Below are 16544 nucleotides of genomic sequence, written 5' to 3'. Positions count from 1 at the left end.
ATGTTAAAAAACTATCTAAAAGTAGGATTTCGGAACATCATGCGGAATAGAACTTTTTCCGCAATCAACCTCTTGGGGTTGGTACTGGGAATGGTTTGTTTTCTGTTCATCTTTTTGTGGATCGAGGACGAAAGAAAGATAGATAACTTCCACAGTAATAATGAGCACCTATACAATGTATACTATAAGGTTACTTCCGAGGGAAAGATAGATGGCACCTATACAGGCCCGACCAGTTATGAAAATGAACGCTATGCTCCACTACTAGAAGGTGTTGACGAAAAAGTATTGGGCATAGAGCACCTCAATTTTTACACAACAGGTTATGAATTGCCCTGGGGATATCCTGAAACTTTTGAGGCTGGCGACAAAATGTACAAACTTGAAGGTTCGAGGGCTACAAAAGACTTTTTCAAAATGTTCGACTACCCAATCATAGCAGGTAATTCTGAAACACCCCTTCATGACCTGAATACAATTGCCATTTCAAGAAAAATGGCCGAACTTTTTTTTAAAACCCCAGAGCAAGCAGTTGGTAAGACTATAACCTATGAAAATTCTTTGGATCTGACCGTTACCGCCGTTTTTGAAAACATAACTTCAAAAAGTTCATTGCGATTTGATTATCTCATCGATTGGGAATCTTATGCTAAAGCGCGTATGTTATTAGCTTCACATAATATACTTACAACGGTCCGTATTGAGAACGCGGCCAATCCTAAAGAGGTGGCGCTAGGAATCAACAGGTATTTGCAGACCAAGATGAATCCTAATGACCAAGTTAAAATTGAAGCTAAACTTGCCCCGTTTCAGGACCGATACTTAGTCGCGAACTTTGAAAATGCCAAACCCGCAGGTGGCCGCATCGATTATTTAGAACTTTTTGGAGGGGTAGCTTTATTCATCTTAATAATAGCCTGTGTCAACTATATGAACCTTTCCACGGCACGCTCCGTAAAACGAGCTAAGGAAGTCGGGGTACGTAAAGTAGTGGGTTCTTCGAAATCTCATTTGATACGACAGTTCTTGATGGAATCGCTCTTACTTTCATTTTTTGCCGTGGTTGTGTCGATAGCGCTAACTTGGTTGTTACTGCCCTATGTAAATACTTTGACAGGAAAACAGATTGATCTTCCCTATGTAAACCCTTCATATTGGTTTGCAGTATTAGGTCTCGTGGTTATAACAGGTTTCATAGCGGGAAGTTACCCAGCACTTTTTATGTCGTCTTTAAAACCTGTTCAAGTGCTACAAGGAAAGCTCCAATTTACTGGCACTTCCAAATGGTTGAGAAAAGGACTCACCGTATTTCAATTCGGTCTTTCTATATTATTACTTATTGGGACCTTGGTTGTTTCAAGACAGACTGATTATTTGCAAGACTCCCACTTAGGCTACGACCGCGAAAATTTACTTTACATAAGAATCGAAGATGAGTTGGCCGATGCACAAAAGTATGCCCTCTTTAAAGAAGAAGCCTCTAAATTATCAGGTGTTGCCTTAGTGGATCGCAGTAGCGAAGCACCCCATTCGATGACTTTCGAGGTAACAGACCCCATAAATTGGCAAGGAAAAAGGGAAGGTCAATCAGTTGGGTTCAAACCAAAATCTGTAGGGTTCGACTTCTTGAAATTGATGAATTTAAAAGTTGCCGAGGGACGTGGATTTTCAAGAACCATTGCCACTGACTCCTCAGATGCCTTTATGGTAAATCGTGAAGCCGTGAAGCAAATGGGTTTGATGAATCCGTTGGGGAAATGGATTTCAGCATGGGATAAGAAAGGAAAAATCATTGGAATATTGGAAGACTACCATACGGCATCTCTTCATGAAAAAATCAAACCTGTTGTTGTTGATATAAAGGAAAATCTCAATTTCGGAGTAATCCTTATTCGTACCGAAGCGGGTCGTACACGCGAAGCAATTGCCGGCTTGGAAAGTATCTACCAAAAGATAAACCCTAATCGGCCATTTGATTTTCAGTTTACCGACAACGAATATCGAAAAATGTACGAGAGTGAACAGGTTATTGCCAAACTATCGAATATTTTTTCCGTTTTGGCTTTGCTTATTTCTTGTTTGGGAATTTTAGGCCTGGCCATGTTTTCCGCTGAACAGCGTATTAAAGAAATAGGAATCCGAAAAGTCTTGGGGGCATCAACGGCGAATATTATCAATCTGTTTTCAAAAGATATTTTACGTCTGATAGGTTTTTCATTTTTAATCACCGCCCCAGTTGGATGGTATTTCATGAATAGTTGGCTTCAAAATTTTGCATACCAAATAGAATTGGCTTGGTGGATATTTGGACTTGCTGGTCTGATAGCATTTGTGATTGCTTTTTTAACCATCGGGTCTCAATCTTTAAAAGTTGCCCATACAAATCCAGTTAAAAGTTTACGTTCCGAATAGAATTTATAACTTCACTCAATGCTAGCAAAATATGCCCTTCGCAACCTTAGAAAAAGACCTGTTTTAAACGGCATAAAAGTTATTGGCCTATCGCTTGGGCTTTGTGGAATCTTATTTATTGCATTATTTATAAAAAACGAATTGACCTATGATTGGCATCACCAAAAGGCAGGTCAAATCTTTCGGTTAACGGTTACCACTCCTAATATGTTTGAGGACAACCATTTTGCGAGGTTCTATGCTTCGCAAGAGTTACCCTCTTTGACATCACCTTTACCAGAGGTAAAGGAATATTTGCGGTTAGCACCCATTCGGGGAAATTTGGTACAGCATCAAGAACAGTTCTATGGCATTAACCAAGGTTTTGTGGTCGACGATACTTTTTTTGAATTTTTTGATGTAGAAATCTTGGAAGGCAATAGCGCCAGCGTATTTCAAAATCCAGAGTCGGTCGTGATATCTGAAACACTGGCAAAGAAGGTCTTCAAAAATGAAAATGTCATAGGTCAAGTAATTTCCTTGCCCAAGGGACATTTTAACGAACAGCGGACTGATTTCGAAGTTACCGGTGTTATGGAAGACCCTGTTCAGAAAAGCCATATACATCCTGATATTTTGTTTATGCCAGGGAAGGATAAAATAGAAGGTTGGGCCTATCAGTATTTGTTATTGGATGAAAATGCAAATACAGCTGGGTTGGTAAATAAATTCTCTACAGCACTTTCTAACCTCTTTACCCCAGAAGGTGCTGAAGACAGAGTTGATGTTACCGCACATTTAATGAACGTAAAAGACATTCATTTGAAGTCCAATTTATTTCGTGAGATTGAACCCAATGGGTCAATGTCAAATATTTGGGTGCTTGCCATAGCAGGTTTGATTCTGATTCTGATTTCGTTGAGCAATTTCGCAAGCCTCAACCTAGGAATGGCTGGCTATCTATCCACTTTTTTGGCGCTTAATCAAATATTGGGTTCTTCAAAACGAATAATGGGGAAATACTTTATTATTGAAAGTACCTTAATCATTCTTATGGCTATAGGGCTGGTACTTTTGGGGATGTTTCAGTTCAATACCCTGATTTATCAAAACTACCAATTGGATTTGCTTCAGGGTAATACTTGGTTTACCGCTCTCACGATTTTGATAGCAATAGTTTTAATGCTCATCGCTGGGCTTCAACCTGTTCTTAAAAACCGTTTTGAACATCTGACCCTTAATCAGACTTTACAGAAAGCTGGTAAGGCCAAAGGTCATAACACACTGTTAGTGACCCAATTTACTTTAGCCATTGTCTTGTTAATAGGAGTGGTCGTTATCTCAAAACAGACCAATTTTGCACTTGATAAAGGTTTGGGCGCGCAAGAAAATATAGTCTGTCTACCGTCGGTACATTCCGAAGTACAAAAAGATTTTGCACTTTTTAAAGATGAGCTTTTAAAACAGGCCGATATCACTTCAGTCTCCGCTATGATGGATAGGCCCGGTAGTGAAACCCATGATATGTTCGCTTATAACCTCGAAGGTGTTCCCGAACCTGAACCTGGTTCAAACTTGATAGGGGTTTTTGCTGCCGACTATTCCTTTGCAAATGTATTTGGACTCCAATTCTTAGGGGGTTCCAATTTTACCAAAAATAATACCGATGAAAATGGCAACGGTGAATACCTCATCAATGAAAGTGCTTTAAAGCATTTAGGGTTTCAAGATGTCAATGCTGTTGTCAGTAAGGGTTTCGGAATTGTTTCGCCTGTGCCCGGAGTAGAATTGCCCGAAGGAAAAATCATTGGGGTCGTAAAAGATTTTCACCTTTCAGGCCTTCAGAATAAAGTGGAACCCCTTGTACTATTTAAAAGAGCAAACAGCTGGTTGAACAGCATTGTGATTTCTTATAGGGCAACCTCCAAAAAAGAAGTTGTTCAAAAAATTGAAAGCGTTTGGGGAGAATTGTTCCCGGCCTATCCTTTAGATCATGTCGCTATAGAAACCATTTATCAAGGAGTCTACAAAACCGAGCTATTGCAAAAACGCTTGATGCTCGTGTTTGCCATAATTTCCATCTTTGTATGCATCATGGGGGTTTTAGGTCTTTCATTAATGGTTGCACAAAGTCGTTACAAAGAAATTGGCATTCGTAAGGTCAATGGCGCAAGCAAGACCGAAATACTGACCTTATTGAGCAGTTCTTTCTTAAAATGGTTGGTCGTGGCCTTTATTCTAGCTATGCCCTTAGGCTATTTTGCCGCAAAAGCATGGCTCGAGGGCTTTGCGTACCATATTTCACTTACTCCATGGATGTTTCTGTGGGCTGGCAGTGGTGTTGTTTTCATTACCCTTTTAACCGTAAGCTGGCAGAGTTATAAGGCAGCCAACCAAAACCCTGTTGATAGCCTTCGCGTGCAGTAATTTCCTTTTTGACTATTTGTAAATAAATTATACAAATTCTGTCAAATTATTTTACACTTTCTTTTAGCGATTTTTTGTAAACGTCTGTTTTTTAGATATTTAATGATTTGGCATGAAAATCGAATACTTTTTGTATTGCAAAACATGTGATTCACACATTAAGTACAAATAGCGATCATGAATACATTATTTATCAAAATTGCATTAAGATACCTGTTAAAGAATAGGTTGTCCGGAAATAAAGTTGTAGTCAATAAATCAATCAAAATATTATGTTCAAAAGTTACTTAAAAATCGCTTGGAGAAACTTGATGAAAAAAAAGGCTTTTTCATTTATTAATATAGTTGGCCTATCTATTGGTCTGGCAGCATGCATGCTTTTGATTATATATGTTTTTGATGAGACCAGTTATGATAGCCATCATAAAGATGTAAATCAAATTTATAGGGTGGCTACCCAGGTTGAAGAAAATAAATGGGCCGCTACACCCGCTCCATTGGCACAAGGGCTAAAAGCCGATTTTCCAGAAGTTAAAGAAGTTTCTCGTGTTCTCAATTTTCCAAATACGGAAAATCTACTTTTAGAAAATGCCGAAAAAAATATCAAATTTTATGTAAAGAAAGGTTACTACGCCGATTCTACTTTTTTTGAATTATTCTCTTATGAATCTAAATACGGCAATCTTTCCAAGGCCTTGACAAGCCCTAATACTATTGTGCTTTCTGAAAGTGTTTCTACTAAATTATTCGGCAGCGAGAACCCTTTAAACAAAACAATATCGATTGAAATTCCTTACGGCATACTTGATTATACCGTAAAAGGTGTTTTTAAAGAAACGGATACAAAATCTCACCTATCGCCGAACCTTATTTTGTCAATGCAGAACGGAGATATTGGTCAATGGGTAAATGGCCAAGACAATTGGGCAAACAATAACCTTTTTCATACTTATATCAAGCTTCAAAAAGGAAGCAGCGTTACTAGTTTTGAATCAAAATTACCCGCATTCTTTGAGCGATATGCTGGTGAAGACCTTAGTGCTTACAATATCAAAAAAAGCCTCTTTTTGCAACCTTTAAAGGACATTTACCTGAAGTCTGATATTGGCAATGAGATAGCTCCCAATGGTAGTATGACCTATCTATACATTTTTAGCTCAGTTGCTTTTTTTCTGCTTCTTATTGCATGTGTGAATTTCATGAATCTTTCTACAGCGCGTTCAGAAAAAAGAGCTAAAGAGGTTGGTGTTAGAAAGGTAATGGGTGCGAATAAAGATTCCCTGGTCTATCAGTTTTTAGGTGAATCTATGTTTTTGAGTCTATTTTCATTATTACTTTCATTGGGTATTGTGGCAGTAGTTTTGCCAATCTTTAATGCCTTTATTCAAAAAAATCTTAGCCTTTTTCAATATCCCAAAACGATTTTATGGATTGTTGGAATAACACTAATGACCGGGTTACTATCGGGGCTCTATCCCGCATTTTATTTATCATCTTTCAAACCTGTGACCGTATTAAAAGGAAAGATCAAGAACAATCTTTCAGCAAGCTTGTTGCGCAAAGGATTGGTCGTTTTCCAATTTACGGTATCCGTGGCCTTAATTTTGGTTTCGGTCGTGATATGGAATCAGATGGATTTTATACAGCATAAAGATTTAGGCTTCAAAAAAGAACAACAATTGATAATTCCTTTTCGTAGCGAAAATACGGTAAGGAATTATACGGCATTGAAAAACAAGGTGCTTAAGAATTCCAACATAGTCTCAGCAACTGTTGGCACCACCTATCCAGGTTTTGAATTAGTATCCGATATGTCTTTTTATGCAGAAGGGAAGTCAATGGAAGAAAACGTGTACATGAAGTTTGCCCAAGTTGACCATGATTATGTAAAAACGTTGGAATATGATATTTTAAATGGGCGAGACTTTGCAAAAACTGATGATGCTGATATCGAATCCATCATTATCAACGAAACCGCTGTTAAAAATTTTGGTTATACCATTGATGATGCCATAGGCCGAACAATAACCTATGAGTTTGGCGAAGAAAGTAATGTTTTGAGGATTATTGGGGTAGTTAAAGACTTCAACCACCAGAGTCTTCATGAGGCCATATCGCCTTACGGAATAGTAAAGTTAGATCAGGCACAGCCCAATTACTTCATTGCCAATATTGATGGCAATTTGGACGGTGTTTTGGCGTATGTAGAAAAGGCCTGGCAGACCATCAATCCTGAGGTCCCTTTTGAATACTCCTTTTTAGGCGACGATTTTGACAAAAACTATGCGACCGAAGCAAAGACGTCTACCATTGTTTTCATTTTTATGTTCATTGCCATATTTATTGCTTGTATCGGTCTTTTTGGTTTGGCCTCTTTTAGCACTGAACAACGTAAAAAAGAGGTAGGTATTAGAAGGGTTCTTGGAGCTACAGTTAGTGAAATCACCTTAATGCAATTGAAAGATTTTTTGAAATTGGTTACCCTTTCAATTTTAATAGCAAGCCCTCTTGCTTATTATTTTGGAGATAAATGGCTTCAAAATTTTTCATATCAAATAGGTATAAGTTGGTCTTTATTTGCAACTACGGCCCTCGCAACATTTTTAATAGCATTTATTACTATCGGTTTTCAAGTAATTAGAGCAGCAATTGCTAATCCTGTAAAAAGTTTACACACAGAATAATTCCTCATCAAAAAAACCATCATGCTAAAAAACTATCTTAAAATAGCCTGGAGAAATTTACTTCGAAATAAAAGCTTTTCGCTGCTGAACATCATGGGGCTATCTATCGGCTTAGCAGTTACTGGACTAATCTTATTATGGGTTAATTTTGAATTTGGGGTAAATCAATTTCATGAAAATAAGGACCGTATTTACGAAGTATACAACAAGTATGAAGTGGATGGGGAAATTTGGACATGGAACTCTACACCCAAGGTTATGGCTTCGGTCATCAAAAAAGACTACCCGGAAGTTGAACAAGTCTCTCGGTATTTCTATGAAAATATATTCTTGTTTTCAAGTGGCGACAAAAAGATAAAGGCCAATGGCACCATTGTTGACCCAAGTTTTTTAAAGATTTTCAGCTTTCCGTTAATTGAAGGTGATATAGAAACCGTGTTCGAAGATGTAAATTCCTTAGTTGTTACCGAAGAATTCGCAAATAAAATGTTCGGTGATGAACCTGCCGTGGGCCAGGTAATAACCGTTGACAATACCGATAGTTTCAAGGTTACCGGGGTGCTGAAAAATCTACCTGTAAATACAGAGTTCAACTTTGAGTATCTCATGCCATGGTCCTATTTAAAACAAAAAGGGTATGATGATAAGAACTGGAGCAACAATTCAATAGCCACCTATGTCTTGTTAAATGAAAGTGTAAATTACAATGACTTCTCTGAAAAGATCAAAACGCTACGCGAATCTTATGATAAAGAAGCGCCAGAGATGGTGACCTTTTTATATCCCTACACGAGGTCTCATTTATATTCTGAATTTGATAATGGTAAAGAAGTGGGAGGGCTGATTGATATCATTCGCCTATTTGGTATCATCGCTATAATTGTATTAGTAATTGCCTGTATTAATTTCATGAATCTAAGCACAGCCCGAAGTGAAAAAAGAGCTAAAGAAGTTGGGGTTCGAAAAGTAGTTGGCGCGCGCAAAAATGCACTGGTTTTTCAATTTTTAGGAGAATCCATCTTAATATCATTTATAGCGGCAGTATTAGCTTTAATTATTATTGTAATCGTGCTCCCCACATTTTCCGAGTTAGTCAATGAAAGGCTAGATATTGAATGGGAGAATCCTTGGTTTTGGGGTTTCTTTTTCGCTACAATAGTTCTAACTGGACTACTTGCGGGCAGTTATCCAGCTTTGTATTTATCTGCATTTAAACCCTCGGCGGTTTTAAAAGGTACATTCAATAAAATAAACACCCTGGTAGCCCCAAGAAAAGTCTTGGTTGTCGTACAATTTTCTGTCGCTATTATTCTAATTACTGCAACCATTGTTGTAAAAGAACAGATTAGTACAGTTCAAAATCGTAAACTCGGATATAACAAAGACAATCTAGTCTATGTTCAAATGGAAGGTGATGTAGAAAAAAATTATGCTTCCATTAAATCCGAATTACTAGAAGGCGATATTGCCACTTCAATTTCAAAAACCAATTCGCCAATCACCGAAAGTTGGAGTAATAGCTGGAATATTCAATGGAAGGGTAAAAGTGAGGATAACAAAACCTTAGTTCATAGATTGGTGGCAGATGATGCCATCATCAAAACTATGGGATTACAACTCGTTGAGGGGCGGGATTTTGAATTAGATAAATACCCAACCGATTCCACCGCAATAATCCTTAACAAATCTGCTGTAAAACTCATGGGATTTGCAAACCCCCTTGGCCAAACCATAAAAGATAACGGAACAGATTGGCATGTTATAGGAGTTATTGAAGATTTTGTTTTCAATTCACCATTTCAAAAGATAGAGCCTATGGTTATTGAAGGTGCAAGAGCTTGGTTCAATATGGTGCACATTAAGCTGAATGTACAAAATACTACGTCTGAAAACTTAGCAGCCACAGAAGCTATATTTAAAAAATACAATCCTAATTATCCTTTTAATTATGAATTTGTTGATGAAGATTATGCCCAAAAGTTTGCTAATGAGCAACGAACAGAAAAATTGGCTCGTTTATTTACCGTTCTGACCATTTTAATTTCTTGTTTAGGTCTATTTGGATTAGCAAGCTATATGGCTCAAAATAGAATTAAAGAAATTGGTATTCGCAAAGTATTGGGGGCTTCGGCAAGTGGAATAACCAAACTTTTATCTATAGATTTTTTAAAATTGGTTTTAGTTTCAATGCTAATTGCAATTCCTATCTCTTGGTACGCCATGAATCAATGGCTTCAAGATTTTGCCTATAAAATTGATCTTTCTTGGTGGATGTTTGTGATTGCTGGTATTTTAGCTTTAGCAATTGCATTTGTTACGGTGAGCTACCAAGCTATTAAGGCAGCAAAATCAAATCCAGTGAATAGTTTACGAACGGAATAATACTAAAAATTATGTTATTACAATTAAAAAACATTTTTAAATGGGTCAACTCAGGTGGCCAGCGAATTTTTTTACTAAAGGATATCAATATGGAAGTTGAAGAAGGAGAATTCATTTCCGTAATGGGTCCCTCAGGTTCTGGAAAATCAACTTTACTGAACGTTATTGGTATGCTTGATACTTTTGATGAGGGGGAGTACAATTTTTTACATGAATCTGTTCATACACTTAAAGAAAAGCACCGCTCCAATCTCTACAAAGAATACATCGGTTTTGTATTTCAATCATATCATCTATTAGATGAGTTGACCGTTCAAGAAAATCTTGAAATGCCATTATTATATAAAAAGTTTAAAGGTGCTGAACGAAAGGCTATGGTGGCCGATATGCTTGACCGATTTAATATTGTAGGTAAAAAAGACTTGTTCCCGACTCAGCTGAGCGGTGGGCAGCAGCAATTGGTGGGTGTGGCCAGAGCATTGATTGCCAACCCAAAATTAATTCTGGCAGATGAGCCAACAGGAAATCTCAACAGTCAACAAAGTGAGGAAATCATGGAGCTCTTCAAAAAACTAAACCAAGAAGATGGGGTTACGATTATTCAAGTGACCCATTCAGAAAAGAACGCGGCTTATGGATCGCGAATAATCAATTTATTGGATGGTCGAAAAGTATAGTTTACAAATGATAATATCTGCTAATCCGTATACCCTTCAGGATGCATTTCGTCAAAATCGGTGTTGTCTTGAAAAGCTTTTGCCAATAAAAGAATACTAGCTTCGTCATATAAATTACCCACCAAGGTCATACTTGTTGGGTGTTTTTCTTTATCTAACCCTGTAGGTATAGCTATGACTGGATGACCGGTCAGATTTGTAATAATCAATTGCCTATTGCCGAAAGTAGGAGAGATAAGTACATCGTAATCCTTAATAATAGCATGCATTTTTTCAATAAGTACTTGTCTTTGTCTATTAGCTTGTATGTATTCCACAGCTGGTATAAACCGTGCTTGGCGTAACGAATTTGCACGTGAACGTTGTGTTTGTTCTACCATTCTGTCCACTTCTTTAGAACGTACCAAATCATCAAAAAAAGCACCAGCTTCAGCTCTTAAAATAACGTCAAAACTGTTATAAGGAATATCTTTAGGCAATTCAACTTCATCTAACGTTAGGCCCATATCTTCAAAAGTCTTCAATGCCTTTTCAAGGTTATTCTTGCTAAGAGAAGTGTCTTTTTCTATATCTTTTTTTAAGTAGGCAATACGCAACGATTTGTAATCCTTCTTGGGTTCATATCCGTCAGGATAATTTGAAGTCATTGCATCTTTTGAGTCTTTTCCTGCGATTACACTATATACAATAGCGCAATCTTCTGCACTTCTAGCCATAGGGCCCACTTTATCCATAGACCAACTTAAACTCATTACACCGTGTCTACTTACCCTTCCATAGGTTGGGCGCAGTCCTGTAATTCCGTTTCTATTACTTGGAGAGGTTATAGAACCTAATGTTTCTGTTCCCAATGAATAAGGCACCAAACCTGCAGAAGTAGCGGAACCAGAGCCTGCTGAAGAGCCTGACGCACCTTGCTCAGTATCCCATGGATTTTTTGTTTTTCCGCCGAACCACACATCACCACGGGCCAAAGACCCAGAAACAAGTTTCGCTATTAAAACACCCCCTGCATCTTGTAACTTTTGAACTACGGTTGCATTCACGTCAATTTGTTGGTCTTTATAGGGTGCTGCCCCCCAAGTAGTCTTATAACCTTGAACAGCCATTAAATCTTTTACCCCATAAGGTATCCCATGCAAAATCCCACGATAGTTACCAGCAGCAAGCTCCGCATCCAACAGTTTAGCTTGCTTCAATGCCATTTCCTCTGTAATGGTAATAGTACATTCTAAAATGGGATTATACTTTTTTAATCGTGCTATAAAGAACTTCGTCAGTTCAAGAGAGCTTATTTTTTTGTTTTTAATAAGGGATGCAAGTTGAGGTATGGAGTAAAAAGCGAGGTCGGCCTCTTTTCTTGGAAGTTGAACCCCCACTGGAATTTCCCACTCCGGAAAACCCGATTGTGCTCTCGGTGTAAAATTCAAAGGCAATGGATCAAACCTAACTGCAGGTATGACGTTATTATCTAAGGTGTATTTTCTCAGCGAATCAAATCCTTCCTTATTTCGTTTTAAATAAGGGTAGAGGGTATCAATATATTTTTTGTCAAAATCTAATCCTACCAGCTTTTGAGATCGCTTTACATCCTTTTTAGAAAATTCGTTTTTAGAGCTCGAGCAAGATAAAATACTAAAGAAACTGAAAAGGCCAAAAATTAATAGCTGAGATGTTCTTCTTGTAGGTTGGTACATATACATTGAATTTTTAAAAAGATTTTATTTATGTTTTTTGCATTGTTCCCTTTTGTCCATAAATCATCTAATGAAGATAGGTAAAAAGCAAAGAGTTAAAATACATTCATTTCTTCCGCTAAGTGAAAAATGAATGACGCACAGAAAATCTAAAGTAGATTAGCTAACTCTTTGCCAACAGAGCTGCCAATGGCAATGCCCATTCCACCTAAACGCACTCCGCAGAAGACGTTTTTTGAAAGCTGTTTTACAATTGGTTTCTTGTGTTGCCCAACACCCATAATCCCACTCCATCTGTAATCAATTTCAAATTCGATGTTTGGTAAAATCATATGATTAAGAAGGCGTTCTAACTCTGCCTGAATTAGCTCAGTTTGACCAAAAGCATCTGTTTTTTCTGAGTGAAAGTCAAGATTTCGGCCCCCGCCAAACAGAATGCGATTGTCAAGATTTCTAAAATAGTAATAGCCCTCATCAAAGTGAAAAGTTCCCTTGATGTGCAAATTCTTTATGGGCCTGGTAATCATTACCTGCGCTCTTGCAGGTTCGACTTGCTCATCCAATAATTTTGAAGCAAAACCATTAGTTGCAATCAGCAACTTTTTGGTATGAAACTCAAAGTCAACTGCCTTAACAAGAACACTATCACTTTTCTCTTCGAACTCTTCGACTTGCACGGAATTTAAAATTAAAATACCCTTTTTTTGTACTAAATTCAGTAAGGAGTTCATCATTCGTCCTGTATCAATTTGTCCTTCTTCCGTATGCGTGATAATGTCTTGGTTTATATTCTTAAAACCACAAGTATTTCGCGTAATTTTAAAAACAGGTTTTTTAAACACAGGTTTTAAAAGTTTATTAATGTAAGTAGTAGACGATTGACATTTTTCGAAAAGAGGGAGGTCTTTATTTAGAAAGAGTTCATGCCCTCCCAAGTTTTCATAACCAAGATTTTCATCACCCAAAATCTCACGAAGTAATTGAATGCCCTTAAAACGCTGTGCTGCTAATTGAACTACTTCTTCTTCCGTATGTGACTTTAAATCAGATAAAACCTCAGAAATACTTCCAAAACAGGCAAAACCTGCATTCTTTGTACTTGCTCCCTGGGGTAGTATGCCTTTTTCAAGAATAAGAATCTTCGCTTTTGGAAATCGCTTTTTAAGGTGCAAAGCGGTATTCAAACCAACAATTCCACTACCTACAATAGTGAAGTCAATATTAGAAAGCCATGTTTTATATTCCCAATAACTTAATTCCATAGCCAAAAAACCCCGATAAATCGGGGTTTAAATTAGTAGTCGTATTTTTCATCCATTTGAAAGTCTTCCATAAACTTGGTCGTGTAATTACCCGCCAAATAATCTGGACTATCCATCAATTGTCTATGAAACGGTATCGTAGTTTTGACACCTTCAATAACAAATTCATCCAGAGCACGTCTCATTTTATTTATGGCCTCTTCACGGGTTTGCGCCGTTGTTATCAACTTCGCTACCATAGAGTCATAGTTTGGAGGAATAATATAGCCACTATAAACATGGGTGTCTAAGCGAATACCGTGACCCCCTGGCGTATGCAAGGTCGTTATCTTACCTGGAGAAGGTCTAAAGTTATTGTATGGATCCTCGGCATTAATTCTACATTCAATAGAATGCAACTTAGGAATATAATTTTTACCTGAAATAGGCACTCCACCAGCCACTAATATTTGCTCGCGAATCAAATCATAATCTACAACCTGTTCTGTGATAGGGTGCTCTACTTGAATACGGGTATTCATTTCCATAAAGTAAAAATTTCGATGTTTATCCACCAAAAACTCTACTGTTCCTGCTCCTTCATACTTAATATATTCAGCAGCCTTCACCGCAGCCTTACCCATGTCATCCCTTAATTTGTCAGTCATAAAAGGAGACGGGGTTTCTTCTGTCAACTTTTGATGTCTCCGTTGAACCGAACAATCACGTTCTGATAAATGACAAGCTTTACCATATTGATCCCCTACAATCTGAATTTCAATATGGCGAGGTTCCTCAATCAATTTTTCCATATACATGGCGCCATTACCAAAAGCAGCGGAAGCTTCTTGAACTGCACTGTCATATAACTCTTGCATCTCATTTTCACTCCAAACAGCACGCATACCCTTACCACCGCCACCCGCGGTAGCCTTTATCATTACAGGATAGCCCATTTTCTTGGCGGTTTTTTTGGCATCGGCCACATCTTTCAATAATCCATCAGAACCAGGCACACAAGGCACACCTGCTTTTTTCATAGTTTCCTTAGCAGTGGCCTTATCACCCATTCTATCTATTTGGTCACCTGAAGCACCAATGAATTTAATCTTATGCTCAGCACAAATTTTAGAGAACTTAGAATTTTCAGATAAGAAACCATATCCAGGATGTATCGCATCAGCATTTGTGATTTCGGCAGCCGCAATAATATTGGGGATCTTCAAATACGATTCACTACTCGGGGCAGGACCAATACATACTGCCTCATCAGCAAAACGGACATGCAGGCTCTCTTCATCAGCCTTTGAATACACGGCAACCGTTTTGATGCCCATTTCTTTACAGGTTCGTATCACACGAAGTGCAATTTCGCCTCTATTTGCAATTAATATTTTTTTAAACATGCTTTTCAGTTTAAGAGTTTATGGTTTAGCAGCTTATTGGTTTAAATACAGTTAGTTGATTTAAACATTAAACTTCAAACTTCTAAACTTAAAATTATGATGGATCAACCAAAAATAAAGGTTGGTCAAATTCTACTGGAGAAGAATCGTCAACTAAAATTTTGACAATCTTACCGGATACTTCAGACTCAATATCGTTGAAAAGTTTCATTGCTTCAATTACACACAACACATCCCCTTTATTAATGTCTTGCCCTACCTCAACAAAAGAAGGTTTGTCCGGTGATGGTTTTCTATAAAAAGTACCTATAATTGGTGACTTAATGGTAATATATGTTGAATCATCTTCAGCCACTGGAGCAGCTGGCGCCGGAGCTTCTGCAGCGACAGGAGCAGGAGCAGGAGCAGCAGGAGCCTGAGCCATTGGAATTTGTTGAACAATAGTAGTTTCTGGAGTACTTGAAATACCACCCGTTCTAATGGTAATTTTAATATCTTCCATTTCCAACTTCACTTCACTTGCGCCAGATTTGGCCACAAATTTTATCAAGCTTTGAATTTCTTTAATATCCATTGATTTTGATTTAGTTAGTTCTTATAAATTGTATGCCCATTTAAGGTATATGGAACCCCATGTAAAGCCACCGCCAAAAGCAGCAAATACTAAGTTATCTCCTTTTTTCAGTTGTTTTTCATAATCGAACAACAAAAGAGGTAAGGTGGCAGATGTTGTATTTCCGTAGCGGTGAATATTCATCATAACCTTACTATCTTCCACTCCCATTCGCCTTGCCGTAGCATCGATAATGCGTTTATTGGCTTGATGGGGCACCAACCATTGCACATCATCATGTGATAGCCTGTTTCTCTCCATTATTTTACCTGAGACATCAGCCATGTTTGAAACTGCAAACTTGAAAACAGATTTACCATCTTGATACACATAGTGTTGGTTGTTTTTTACTGTCTCTTCACTTGCTGGCAAAATGGAACCACCAGCATCCATTTTTAGGAAGTTTCTGCCAATACCGTCAGAACGTAAATATTCGTCCTGCAGGCCAAGACCCTCGTCATTAGGTTCGAATAAAACCGCTCCAGCTCCATCACCAAAAATGATACAGGTAGTTCTATCGGTGTAATCTATAATGGATGACATTTTATCGGCACCTATCAATAATACTTTTTGATACCTACCCGATTCAATATAGCTGGCCGCAGTTGACATTCCAAATAAAAAGCTGGAACAGGCGGCTTGTAAGTCGTATGAAAAAGCATTGACAGCTCCAATTTCAGATGCTACGTAAGCCGCTGTTGAAGCGACCATCATGTCTGGTGTAGCCGTAGCTACCAAAACAAGGTCAATTTCCTTTACATTCAAGTCTTTTTTAGCTATCAAATCTTCAGCTGCCTTAATAGCCAAATATGATGTTCCTTGACCTTCTTCTTTTAAAATTCTACGTTCTTTGATTCCTGTTCTAGTTGTAATCCATTCGTCATTGGTCTCTACCATGGATTCTAGTAGCTGATTGGTAAGAATGAAATCAGGTACATAACCCCCGACAGCTGTAATCGCTGCTCTTTTTTTATTCATGCTATTTTCCTTTTTTGTCAAAAAAGCTTTAAAAATGAATCAAAATCG

The 16544-nt window shown here is 37.8% G+C and carries 10 protein-coding genes; 5 read left to right on the top strand and 5 right to left on the bottom strand.

From position 1 onward, the window contains the following. From RM706_RS04935 to RM706_RS04915, 5 genes are all read left to right on the top strand, one after another. Positions 1-2412 carry an ABC transporter permease gene (locus RM706_RS04935; protein ID WP_311349915.1) on the top strand — a complete coding sequence of 804 codons (2412 nt, stop codon included), beginning with the start codon at positions 1-3 and terminating at the stop codon, positions 2410-2412. Positions 2413-2430: 18 nt separating this feature from the next. Next, positions 2431-4818, top strand: coding sequence for an ABC transporter permease (locus RM706_RS04930; RefSeq protein ID WP_311349914.1), 2388 nt, complete (start codon positions 2431-2433; stop codon positions 4816-4818). Between the two features lie 272 nt (positions 4819-5090). Continuing rightward, positions 5091-7502: an ABC transporter permease gene (locus tag RM706_RS04925; RefSeq protein WP_311349913.1), complete on the top strand. Its 2412-nt coding sequence runs from the start codon at positions 5091-5093 to the stop codon at positions 7500-7502. 21 nt (positions 7503-7523) lie between these two features. Then, the gene (locus RM706_RS04920; protein WP_311349912.1) at positions 7524-9884 is read left to right on the top strand and encodes an ABC transporter permease; all 2361 of its coding nucleotides are present in this window, start codon (positions 7524-7526) and stop codon (positions 9882-9884) included. A gap of 11 nt (positions 9885-9895) precedes the next feature. Then, complete coding sequence (locus RM706_RS04915; RefSeq protein ID WP_311349911.1) at positions 9896-10561, top strand: ABC transporter ATP-binding protein; 666 nt, start codon at positions 9896-9898, stop codon at positions 10559-10561. 20 nt (positions 10562-10581) lie between these two features. Here the strand turns inward: RM706_RS04915 and RM706_RS04910 are convergent, their stop codons facing one another. The 5 genes from RM706_RS04910 to RM706_RS04890 form a co-directional block, all read right to left on the bottom strand. Beyond that, the gene (locus RM706_RS04910; protein WP_311349910.1) at positions 10582-12258 is read right to left on the bottom strand and encodes an amidase; all 1677 of its coding nucleotides are present in this window, start codon (positions 12256-12258) and stop codon (positions 10582-10584) included. Positions 12259-12407: 149 nt separating this feature from the next. Further along, positions 12408-13520 carry an NAD(P)/FAD-dependent oxidoreductase gene (locus RM706_RS04905; RefSeq protein WP_311349909.1) on the bottom strand — a complete coding sequence of 371 codons (1113 nt, stop codon included), beginning with the start codon at positions 13518-13520 and terminating at the stop codon, positions 12408-12410. A 32-nt stretch (positions 13521-13552) separates the two neighbouring features. Further along, positions 13553-14905 carry an acetyl-CoA carboxylase biotin carboxylase subunit gene (accC, locus tag RM706_RS04900; protein WP_311349908.1) on the bottom strand — a complete coding sequence of 451 codons (1353 nt, stop codon included), beginning with the start codon at positions 14903-14905 and terminating at the stop codon, positions 13553-13555. 94 nt (positions 14906-14999) lie between these two features. Then, positions 15000-15479 (bottom strand): acetyl-CoA carboxylase biotin carboxyl carrier protein, encoded by a 480-nt coding sequence (gene accB / locus RM706_RS04895; RefSeq protein ID WP_311349907.1) that lies wholly within the window; start codon positions 15477-15479, stop codon positions 15000-15002. Positions 15480-15500: 21 nt separating this feature from the next. Further along, the gene (locus RM706_RS04890) at positions 15501-16496 is read right to left on the bottom strand and encodes a beta-ketoacyl-ACP synthase III (protein WP_311349906.1); all 996 of its coding nucleotides are present in this window, start codon (positions 16494-16496) and stop codon (positions 15501-15503) included. Between the last annotated feature and the right edge of the window lie 48 nt (positions 16497-16544).

Origin of the sequence: Croceitalea rosinachiae, assembly GCF_031846445.1 — a bacterium.
Classification (GTDB): domain Bacteria; phylum Bacteroidota; class Bacteroidia; order Flavobacteriales; family Flavobacteriaceae; genus Croceitalea; species Croceitalea rosinachiae.
Note: the sequence above shows the minus strand (reverse complement) of the source record. Positions and strands in the feature narration are given on the sequence as shown.